The organism is Bradyrhizobium sp. Leo170 (assembly GCF_004296405.1).
In the GTDB taxonomy this organism is placed as follows: Bacteria; Pseudomonadota; Alphaproteobacteria; order Rhizobiales; family Xanthobacteraceae; genus Bradyrhizobium.
In genome coordinates, this window is sequence record NZ_PSRR01000318.1 from 1 (window position 1) to 10,112 (window position 10,112).

At 63.2% G+C, this 10,112-nt stretch carries 10 protein-coding genes, 1 tRNA gene and 1 pseudogene; 6 read left to right on the forward strand and 6 right to left on the reverse strand.

The window, feature by feature from the left end; translation table 11 throughout:
• Positions 1-60 precede the first annotated feature (60 nt).
• The 3 genes and pseudogenes from CWO89_RS34790 to CWO89_RS34800 form a co-directional block, all read right to left on the reverse strand.
• Positions 61-651, reverse strand: a complete 591-nt coding sequence (locus CWO89_RS34790; protein WP_130582961.1) for a c-type cytochrome — start codon at positions 649-651, stop codon at positions 61-63.
• Between the two features lie 184 nt (positions 652-835).
• Positions 836-2,121 (reverse strand): annotated as a pseudogene (locus tag CWO89_RS34795) (PQQ-dependent sugar dehydrogenase).
• Between the two features lie 443 nt (positions 2,122-2,564).
• Positions 2,565-2,639: transfer RNA gene (locus CWO89_RS34800), tRNA-Gly, on the reverse strand.
• Positions 2,640-3,039: 400 nt separating this feature from the next.
• Here CWO89_RS34800 and trxA point away from each other — a divergent pair.
• A complete protein-coding gene (gene trxA, locus CWO89_RS34805; RefSeq protein ID WP_130582962.1) occupies positions 3,040-3,960 on the forward strand; it encodes a thioredoxin in 921 nt (306 codons plus the stop codon).
• 146 nt (positions 3,961-4,106) lie between these two features.
• Positions 4,107-4,781 (forward strand): LON peptidase substrate-binding domain-containing protein, encoded by a 675-nt coding sequence (locus CWO89_RS34810; RefSeq protein WP_130582963.1) that lies wholly within the window; start codon positions 4,107-4,109, stop codon positions 4,779-4,781.
• A 148-nt stretch (positions 4,782-4,929) separates the two neighbouring features.
• Here CWO89_RS34810 and CWO89_RS34815 read toward each other — a convergent pair whose 3' ends face one another.
• Positions 4,930-5,280: a hypothetical protein gene (locus CWO89_RS34815; RefSeq protein WP_130582964.1), complete on the reverse strand. Its 351-nt coding sequence runs from the start codon at positions 5,278-5,280 to the stop codon at positions 4,930-4,932.
• A gap of 78 nt (positions 5,281-5,358) precedes the next feature.
• Between CWO89_RS34815 and CWO89_RS34820 the strand changes: the two genes are divergently transcribed.
• On the forward strand, positions 5,359-5,895 hold the full coding sequence (locus CWO89_RS34820) for a TetR/AcrR family transcriptional regulator (protein ID WP_130582965.1): 537 nt from the start codon (positions 5,359-5,361) through the stop codon (positions 5,893-5,895).
• Positions 5,896-5,963: 68 nt separating this feature from the next.
• A complete protein-coding gene (locus tag CWO89_RS34825) occupies positions 5,964-6,161 on the forward strand; it encodes a Trm112 family protein (protein ID WP_130582966.1) in 198 nt (65 codons plus the stop codon).
• An 84-nt stretch (positions 6,162-6,245) separates the two neighbouring features.
• Here CWO89_RS34825 and CWO89_RS34830 read toward each other — a convergent pair whose 3' ends face one another.
• Entirely contained in the window at positions 6,246-7,466 is a 1,221-nt protein-coding gene (locus CWO89_RS34830) for a ubiquinone biosynthesis hydroxylase (protein WP_130582967.1), read from the reverse strand.
• A gap of 209 nt (positions 7,467-7,675) precedes the next feature.
• Between CWO89_RS34830 and tesB the strand changes: the two genes are divergently transcribed.
• A complete protein-coding gene (tesB, locus tag CWO89_RS34835; protein WP_130582968.1) occupies positions 7,676-8,536 on the forward strand; it encodes an acyl-CoA thioesterase II in 861 nt (286 codons plus the stop codon).
• A gap of 99 nt (positions 8,537-8,635) precedes the next feature.
• On the opposite strand, the gene CWO89_RS34840 is transcribed toward tesB, so the two are convergent.
• The gene (locus CWO89_RS34840) at positions 8,636-9,523 is read right to left on the reverse strand and encodes a DUF4339 domain-containing protein (protein WP_130582969.1); all 888 of its coding nucleotides are present in this window, start codon (positions 9,521-9,523) and stop codon (positions 8,636-8,638) included.
• Between the two features lie 253 nt (positions 9,524-9,776).
• On the opposite strand from CWO89_RS34840, the gene CWO89_RS34845 reads away from it, so the two are divergent.
• Positions 9,777-10,112: P-II family nitrogen regulator (locus CWO89_RS34845; protein ID WP_130582970.1), on the forward strand; the 336-nt coding region annotated here is incomplete at its 3' end.

Genomic DNA, 10,112 nt, shown 5'->3' on the forward strand with positions numbered 1-10,112 from the left:
CCAGCACAGTGTTCCCGGGTTACGCTGCGCTCCACCCGGGCTACGGCTACGGCATCACCATCAGAGATGCGCCAGATAATGCGCGAGCGCGGTGATCTCTTCTTCGCTCAGGGGATAGGCGACCTCGGCCATCGCGGCCATGCCGCCGCCGGAGCGCGCACTGGACTTGTAGTCGTGCAGCGCCTTGACGAGATAGTCCTCGCGCTGGCCGGCGATGCGCGCCACCGCCTTGGTGCCGGCATAGCTGTCGGTATGGCATGACGCGCAGCGGCGGCCGGCGGCGGCCTGCTTGCCCTTTTCCGACAGATCGGGATCGTCGTCCTTCGGGCCCTTCGGCGGCGTCAGCGAGGAGAAGTAGGCGCCGAGATTGCGGATGTCGTCATTATTGAGCTGCTCGACGATCGGCTGCATCAGCTCGTTCTTGCGGGTGCCGGCGCGGAAGAACACGAGCTGCCACTGAAGGAACTGATCGGGCTGGCCGGCGAGCGAGGGGATGTTCTCGGTCTGCGAAATGCCGTTCTCGCCGTGGCATGAGACGCACATCTCTGCTTTTTCCTTGCCGGCCGCGACATCGGCGGCGCGGATCGGAGTGACGGTCGCGGTCAGGAGCGCGAGTCCACCAAATAGGTACGAGACGAACTGTCGGCGCATCAGTCAGGCTCCACTCCATCACCCCTGTCATTCCGGGATGCGCGGAGCGCAGGCCCGGAATCCATAACTATCGCTCGTGGTTATGGGTTCCGGACTTGCGCTGCGCGCAATCCGGAACGACGAAATTCAAAACAAAGAGGCCGCGGCCGCCATCCGGCCACCGCAGCCTCCATTCGTTACAGTGTCACTTCTTGCTGTAGCTGATGCGATAGATCGCGCCGGCCCAGTCGTCGGCAACGAGGATCGAGCCATCCTTGTCGAGGATGATGTCAGCAGGGCGGCCGAGATAGCCCTGGTCGCCCTCGATCCAGCCGGACGCCAACACTTCCTGCTTGGCGTTCTTGCCGTCGGGACCGACGATCACGCGCACGATGCGCGCGCCCTGATACTTGTGCCTGTTCCACGAGCCGTGCTCGGCGATCAGGATGTTGTTCTTGTAGTCCGCCGGGAATTGATTGCCGGTGTAGAACTTCATGCCGAGCGGGGCGACATGGGCCCCTAAGTTGAGCACGGGCGGCGTGAACTCCGAGCATTTGTGCCCCATCGCGAATTTCGGATCGGGCAGGTCGCCCTGGTGGCAATAGGGATAGCCGAAATGCTCGCCGATCTTCGAGATCATGTTGAGCTTGTCGCTCGGCAGATCGTCGCTGATCCAGTCGCGCGCGTTCTCGGTGAACCAGTAGCGACCGGTGCGCGGATCGACATCGCCGCCGACGCTGTTGCGCACCCCGAGCGCCCAGATTTCCGCGTTGCCGGTCTTGGGGTCGACGCGGCGGATCTGCGAGAGGCTGGTCGGGGGAATGCCGATGTTGAAGGGCGGGCCGAACGGAATGTAGAACCAGCCGTCCTTGTCGACCGCGATATATTTCCAGCCATGCGCCCATGCGCGGCATAGGAGGGCATGTCGTCATAGACCACCTTGCCCTGGCCGAGATTGTCGAGATTGGCCTCCGCATTGTCGTAGCGGATCAGCTTGTCGACTGCGATCACGTAGAGCGCGCCGTCGCGGAAGGCGAGACCGGTGGGCATGTTCAGCCCCTTGAGGATGGTCTTCACCTCTTTCTTGCCGTTGTTGTCCTTGATCGCGTAGACGTTACCGAGCCCGAACGAGCCGACGAACAGCGTGCCCTTGTCGCCCCAGGCCATCTGCCGCGCGGCGAGCACGTTCGACGCGTAGACCTCGATCTTGAAGCCTTGTGGCAGCTTGATCTTCTTGATCAGCTCCGCCAGCTCGGAGTCGGAGGCGCCGGTCGGCGGTCCTGATGGCGGCGCGAGGCCCTTTTGCGTTTCGGTCTCGTCGCCGAGGAACCAGTCATCCGGCGGATGGGTCCAGAATTCCTTGGTGCCGGATTCGTATTTCTTCAGCGACCTGCCCTTGTCCTGCTGCTGTTGCGCATTGGCAAAGCCAGTCCCCGCCACGAGGGCGATGGTGGCAAGCGCAAGAATGGAACGATTGAAAACCGATTGCATCGCGTTACTCCCCTATCCAGCCGGGCGGCTGGCTCTTTATTGATTCTAACGAGACGATCGTAGTGGCCTGCGAGAGAGAGGCCAGAGCAGAAAATGTTAGCACATCCCTCGCGCGAGAGAAGCGCGAGGCGATGAACGCCGCTTTCGCGCGAGGTCAAGACAAGTTGAGCGGGTTCGCTTGCGCTGTTTCTTGCGAAGCGCCAGCGATGTCATTGCGCCGCAATATTCGTTCGAAGTTAACGCCGCTCGCAGCGTCACGGCCGACGATTCGATTGGCTGGGAAATCAATCGTCGGATGAATGATTGGGCCGCGATCGAGCCGGGTCTCGTTTCTCGCCGGAGATACCTTAGCGTGGGCTTGCTTCGGTCAAGCGAGGGAGGGCAGCAGGCGCGACGACGGCGCGCGGCCGGAGGTTAAAGCCAGTTCGACGGACGGGGAAATTTGGAGCGGGCGAAGGGGCTCGAACCCTCGACCCCGACCTTGGCAAGGTCGTGCTCTACCACTGAGCTACACCCGCATCCTGATGGCGGCGATCACTCGCCGGCAACGGCAGAGCTATGCCAAAAGCGGACCGTGAATGCAACAGGCCCGAAGGCGGCTAAATCGCCTCATTTGAGTGGAAATGGGGACGAAAGGACGGAAAGCAACGCGCCGAGGGGCGTTTCGGTGGCGGCTCGCCGGGTTTTTCGCCTGGGAACCCACTTTTCCCGTCCTCACGCCGCTACGGGCTGATTCGCCTCAAGCAGCCCACAAACTCCGGCCGCATTTGATCGCGACCCTGCATGATCGGCCTGCGGCGGAACGAGCAGGGTACCAGGCGATTGAAATTTGGCGCCAAACCGCCATTTAGCTGACGGGTGTTCGGTTCCGGCCGTGCTAGAACGGGCCCCAATCTCGGGACATCAGGCGAGGATATCGTGACGATAGTTGAGCAGGGCGGCGGTCCGGCGCCGCAGGCAGGCGATCTGATCAAGGAAACGACCACCCAGACGTTCGTCAAGGACGTGATCGAGGAGTCGAAGCGCCAGCCGGTGCTGATCGATTTCTGGGCGCCCTGGTGCGGCCCCTGCCGCCAGCTCACCCCGATCCTGGAGAAGGTGGTGACCAACGCCAAGGGCCGGGTCAAGCTCGTCAAGATGAACATCGACGAGCATCCGTCGATCCCCGGCCAGATGGGCATCCAGTCGATCCCGGCCGTGATCGCCTTTGTCAACGGCCAGCCGGCCGACGGCTTCATGGGCGCAATCCCGGAGAGCCAGGTCAACGCCTTCATCGAGCGGCTGACGAAGGGCGTCCCTGCCGCGGGCGAGCCGAATATTGCCGAGATCCTGAAAGAAGCCGACGCCGTGCTCGCCGAAGGCGACGCCGCGGCCGCGGCGCAGATCTATGCCGAGGTGCTCGGCATCGACGCCACCAATATCGCCGCGCTCGCCGGTCTCGCCAAATGCTATGTCACGACGGGCGCGGTCGACCAGGCCAAACAGACGCTCGGCATGGTGCCGGAGTCCAAGCGCAACGAGCCGGCTGTGAAGGCGGTGCAGGCCGCAATCGACCTTGCCGAGCAGGCGGAATCGGTCGGTCCGATCGGCGAATTGGAACAGAAAGTCGCCGCAAATCCGCTCGATCATCAGGCGCGGTTCGATCTCGCCACCGCGCTGAACGCGATGGGCAAGCGCAGCGAGGCGACCAACCAGCTCCTGGAGATCGTCAGGCGCGACCGCAAGTGGAACGATGACGGCGCACGCAAGCAGCTCGTCCAGTTCTTCGAAGCGTGGGGCGGGGCGGATGAAGCGACCGTCGAGGGACGAAAGCGGCTTTCGACGATCCTGTTTTCATAGAGCATGATCCGGACCCGAAGGGCCGCGTACCGAAAAGTGGAAACCGGTTTTCCGAAATGATCATGCTCAAACAAAGACATGAGATTATGATCCGATTTCGTTCAATCGGATCATAATCTAGTGCGTGCATAACACCGGGGCCGCAGATGCCGATCAATGCCGAATATCGGGGCCCGGCCGAGCTTCCCGAGGTGATCGCGGTCTTTCCGCTTGCCGGTGCGCTATTGTTGCCGCGCGGCCAGATGCCGCTCAACATCTTCGAGCCGCGCTATCTCGCCATGGTCGACGACGCCTTCCGCGACGGCCATCGGCTGATCGGCATGATCCAGCCCGACGTGACGCATTCGCACAATGAGGAGAAGCCGGCGCTGTTCCGCGTCGGCTGCGTCGGCCGCATCACCCAGCTCGCCGAATCAGGCGATGGCCGCTACATCCTCGAACTCACCGGCGTGTCGCGCTTCAAGGTGGTCGAGGAGCTCAGCGTGCTGACCCCGTACCGCCAATGCAAGGTCGATTTCTTCTCCTTCACCGACGATTTCGTCGCGCGCAGCGGCGAAGAGGACGTCGACCGCGAAGCGCTGCTCTCGGTGCTGACGGATTTCCTGAAAGCGAACAACCTGAAGGTCGACTGGGCCGGCATCGAAGCCGCGCCCAACGAGGCGCTGGTCAATGCGCTCGCGATGATGTCGCCCTATGGCCCGGCGGAGAAGCAGGCGATGCTGGAAGCGCCCGACCTCAAGACCCGCGCCGAAATCCTGATCGCGGTGACCGAGATGGATCTCGCCAAGAAGCGCACCAGCGGTGACCCGCCGCTGCAGTGATTCTCGGCCGTCCCGTCATTCTCCTCTACCGTCATTCCGGGGCGTCCGAAGGACGAACCCGGAATCCATTTCTCGACCAGCGCATGCGGCTTGATGGATTCCGGGTTCACGCTGCGCGTGCCCCGGAATGACCGCGTGTGGGGCTAGCCTAATACCCCGCGACCGCCATCGCCACCACGGCGCTGAGCGCCATCCAGCCGAAATGCCGGCCGCGCGTCGCAACCGCATTGGCGAGGGCCGCGAAAGCGAACACGCAGGCGAGCGTGACGACGATCCAGTGCCGCGCCACCTCCGAGGCCATCCAGGGCGCGGCGAGCAGCAGCACGCCGCCACCGATCCACGCCACCGTGCCGGCCTGCCAGACCAGCCGGATCAGCGTGCGCAGCCGCGCCGGTTCGATCGTCATTTTGGGAAAGACCTTGAATTCGCCAAGGTAACCGTGGATCAGCGCCGCCGCGATCGCGGCGAGGCCGGAACATTGCAGCAGGATATCGCGCATCGTTCGCCTCCATACAGCAGTGTATGGTTATCGCCCGCGCATTGGCGCCTGTCAATACACTGGTGTATGGTAGGCTGCATGACCGATCAGCTTTCCGCACAGGACTGGCTCGACCAGGGCCTGAAAGCACTGGCAAGACGCGGCTTCACCGCGCTGAAGGCCGAACCCTTGGCAAAAGAGATGGGCGTCTCCCGCGGCAGCTTTTACTGGCACTTCGCCGATATCGCCGCCTACCACGCCGCCGTCCTGAAACATTGGCGCGAGATCGCGGCGGAGCGGATCATCGTCGATGTCGAGGCGACGGCGGCGGGTTCTGACGCCCTGGCCGTGCTGCTGCGCCGGGTGTTTTCCGAAAAGCTGGCGCTGGAAAACGCGGTCCGAAGCTGGGCGAGCGTCGACGCTTCAGCACGCGCCGCCGTGCAGGCGATCGACCAGCGGCGGCTCGGCTATGTCGAAGGTCTCCTGAAGCAGGCGGGCCTCACCGACGACGTGGCCCGCGTCCGTGCCCAGATCTTCTATTGGGCGTTCCTCGGCCAGGCACTGACGGAGCAGCCGCTGCCGAAAGCAAAGCAGCAGGCGATCGTCGACGAACTCTTGCGGATGGCGGTGCGCTAATTGGCTGCGCGCGTTACACTCGCCGTTTGAGACATGGTAAGAAGCGCCTGCGAAACTGGAAGACCGTCATGAGCTCCCCGACTGATCATCTCGAAAGCACCGCCGATCCAAAGCTGCTGGAAATCCTGGTCTGTCCGATCACCAAGGGTCCGTTGGAGTTCGACGCGGAACGGCAGGAACTGATCTCGCGCTCCGCAAAACTCGCGTATCCGATCCGCGACGGCATCCCGATCATGCTGCCGGAAGAAGCGCGCAAGATCGAGTGATGGAGGGGGCGAATAGCGAATGGGGAGTGGCGAATAGCGAAGGAGGAGCCTTCCATTCGCCACTCGCTATTCGCCATTCGCGCGCTACAGCGCCTCGCCCTTCAACAGCCGCGGCACTTCCCCCGACAGCCCCGCCGCCTGGCGGATGAACAGGCTCTTCAGCGGCGGCAGGCGGTCGACGACGCCGAGCCCGACGTCGCGCACGGTCCTGAGCAGCGTCGATTCGTTGGAGAACAGGAAGTTCAGCGAATTGGTCGCGACCCCCATCGCCATGGTGTCGAAGCGGCGCCAGCGCTGGTAGCGCTCGAGCACATCGGCTTGGCCAAGGTCGATGCCGAGCCGCGCCGCATCGACCACCACTTCCGCCAAAGCCGCGACATCCTTCAGACCCATATTGAGCCCTTGCCCTGCAATCGGATGGATCAGATGCGCGGCGTCGCCGACCAGGGCCAGCCGTTCGGCGATGAAGGAGCGCGCGACGAAATAGCCGAGCGGAAACGCGCGCGGCTTGTCGAGCGCCTTGACCTCTCCGAGCTGCAAACCAAAGCGCCGCTCCAGCTCGTCGTGGAATTCCGCATCGCTTAAGCCGACGATGCGGGACGCTTCCTTGCGGTTCTCGGTCCACACCAGCGAGGAGCGTTTTCCCTTCAGCGGCAGGATCGCGAACGGACCCGCGGGCAGAAAATGCTCTTCGGCGCGGCCCTGGTGATCGCGCTCATGGCCGACCGTGACGACAATGCCGGACTGATCATAGTCCCAGCCATGGGTGACGATGCCGGCGCGCTCGCGCAGCTTCGAGCGGGCGCCGTCGGCGGCCACCAGCAGGCTCGCTTCGATCACACTGCCGTCCGCGAGCGTCACGTTGACGAGATCGGCATTGGCCTCATAGGTCGAAACCGCGGTCGCGCGTAGATCGATGCCTGCGGCCTCAGTGCGCGCCACCAGCGCGTCGATCAGATGCCGGTTCTCGACCATATGCGCAAACGGCTCGCCGGGCTCGACATCGCCGGCAAAGGTCAGGAACGCCGGCCGGGTGGCATCGTCGAGCCGCGAATCGGTGACGACCATGTCGAGGATCGGCTGCGTCGTGTCGGCGATCTCGGCCCAGATGCCGATCGCCTCGAACAGCCGGCGGCAGGCGGCGACGATCGCGGTCGCCCGCGGATCGCGGCTCGGGCGCTGCCCGAGCGCCGGATCGGCGACGATGATGGGGATTTCGGTGCCCAGCCCCTGGCGCAGCGCCAGGGCCAGCGCCAGGCCCGCAAAGGCGCCCCCGCAAATGACAATGCCTCGCTGTGCCGACATGCAAGTCCCTTACGCGCTCATGCCCTCAGACTGTGCTTGCTACCTGATAACGGCTGGGCGAAACAGGGTCTTGAGGCAAGGTGCTTAATGCCGCGCATCGTCATTCCGGGGCGCGCGCCAGCGCGAACCCGGAATCCAGAGGTTTCGGCGCGAGATTCCAGGTTCGCGTCTTCGACGCGCCCCGGAATGACGGCGGAAAAGGAAGTTTCATGTCAAAAAGCCTGATTGACCTGCTTTCCATCCTGGATCTCGAACCGCTCGAGGTGAATCTGTTCCGCGGCAACAGTCCGAAAACGAGCTGGCAGCGGGTGTTCGGCGGGCAGGTGATCGGCCAGGCGATGGTCGCGGCCTGCCGCACCGTCGAGGGCCGACTGCCGCATTCGATCCATTGCTATTTCATCCTGCCCGGCGACCCGCAGGTCCCGATCATCTACCAGGTCGAGCGGCTGCGCGACGGCAAGAGCTATTCGACCCGCCGCGTCACCGCGATCCAGCACGGCAATGCCATCTTCTCGATCATGGTGTCGTTCCATGCCGAGGAGCAGGGCGCCTTCGATCACCAGGAGAAGATGCCGGACGTGCCGCCGCCGGAAAAGCTCACCGCCGAGGAAGTGTCGAAGCAGCCGATGTTCCGCGAAATGCCGGACTTCATCCGCCGCTATTACGAATCCGATCGGCCGATCGAACTGCGCCCGGTCGAGCTCGGCCGCTATTTCGGCCAGAAGATCGAGGAGGGCCGCATCCATGTCTGGATCCGCACCGCGGCGAAGCTGCCCGACGATCCCGCGCTGCATCTGTGCGCGCTCGCTTATGCCTCCGACTTTTCGCTGTTGGACGCGGTGATGGCGCGCTACGGCCGCACGCTGTTCGACAAGCGCATGATGCCGGCAAGCCTGGATCACGCGATGTGGTTTCATCGCCCGTTCCGCGCCGACGAATGGCTGCTCTACGCGCAGGACTCTCCGAGCGCGCAAGGCGGGCGCGGCCTGACCCGCGGCATGATCTTCAAGCCCGACGGCACGCTGGTTGCGTCAGTGGCGCAGGAAGGTTCGGTGCGCGAGAGGAAGTAGCGCGCGTTAGAATTGCCGCCGCGATGAAACTGCGCTCCCTCTCCCGCTTGCGGGCCGCTTGCGGGGGAGGTGAAGCCAATCGGCATCTCATTCGCCGCGCTACGCGTTCGCCAGCGTGCTGCGCTCGACCAGCGCGAATTGCGACAGGTACCAATTCGCATACCAGCGCAAAGCCCACGGGATTGGAATCAGCAATAAGCAGCCGATTGTGAACACGACGGTTCGCCAAAGCATCTCGAGGCCTGACGCCTTGAAGATGATTTCGCGGCGCGTCCCCTCGATATTGCGGCACATCCACCTCATCCACGCCGTGGTCACCCACGCCCAGCCGATGATGGTGATGAAGGAGATCGCCAACAACAGATACCACCCGGTATAGGCGATGATGCTGCCGTTGAAGGCGATTGGGAGCTGCTGTCCGTTTGAACTGAGATGGCTGGCGATCCAGCGGATGACCACCCATCCGAGCGCCGCCTGCAGCAGCGGCGCAAGCAGCTCGACCGTCGTACTCTCGGTCCAGCCCGTATAGCTCAAGAGCCCTATCGCGACGAACACATACCAGATGTCACCGACCTGTCCCGTGAAACCGAGATTCGGCCGGCCGGGGACGTTGATGTGCGGGATGATCCAGCGATAAAAGCCGGTGGCGGACCACGGCGCTGGGATCACCAGGAGCTGGCCGATGGCAAACCACAGACTGCGTCCAAACAGCTCCCAGATCGGCAGATCGGCTGAGACCGCTCCACCCGCATAGCCGGCCGCAGTCATGATCGGCGGCCCGCCCGCCTGCGAGGGCATCGCTGGACTGGAAGGATCCGAAATCAGTCCGGGAATCTCACCCGCCTTCTGCCAACCGGCCATCCCCTCGGTCCAGACCAGCGTATCCGGCCCGACGGTGCCTCGCATGATGAGATCGCGGAGCTGAAATTCGGGAAACGGGCCCTTTTGCTGGCCTTCGGATGCATAAAACCAGGATCGATCGGCCATGGCATTTCCTTGGAAAACACGATTCTTGGGAACAGGCGCCAGCGGAGCGACTGGCGAAGCAGGAAAGCCGCATTGTGACGGACGATCATGTCCCCTGTACAGGGAGCGAGCTCAGGGTCTGCCAATGTTTTCCCCCTAAACCTGCAACTTTTTTGTGCCATTTGCTCAGAAAGATGCCAGATTGGCCCGGGATCGAAGGCCATCCAAAGAGCAGGCGGTGGCCGAACTTTAAGAAAAATGCGGGCCGCTAGCTATGAAACTTGTCGTCGCCATCATCAAACCCTTCAAGCTGGACGAGGTGCGCCAAGCGCTGACCGAGATTGGCGTCCACGGCATGACCGTCACGGAAGTCAAAGGTTATGGCCGGCAGAAAGGGCACACCGAGATCTACCGCGGCGCAGAATATGTCGTGAATTTCCTGCCCAAATTGCGCATCGAGATCGCGGTCGCATCCGACATCGCCGACAAGGCGGTCGAGGTCATCACCGCAAAGGCACGCACCGGCCAGATCGGCGATGGCAAGATCTTTGTCACGCCGATCGAACATGCGCTGCGGATCCGCACCGGCGAGACCGACAGCGACGCGCTC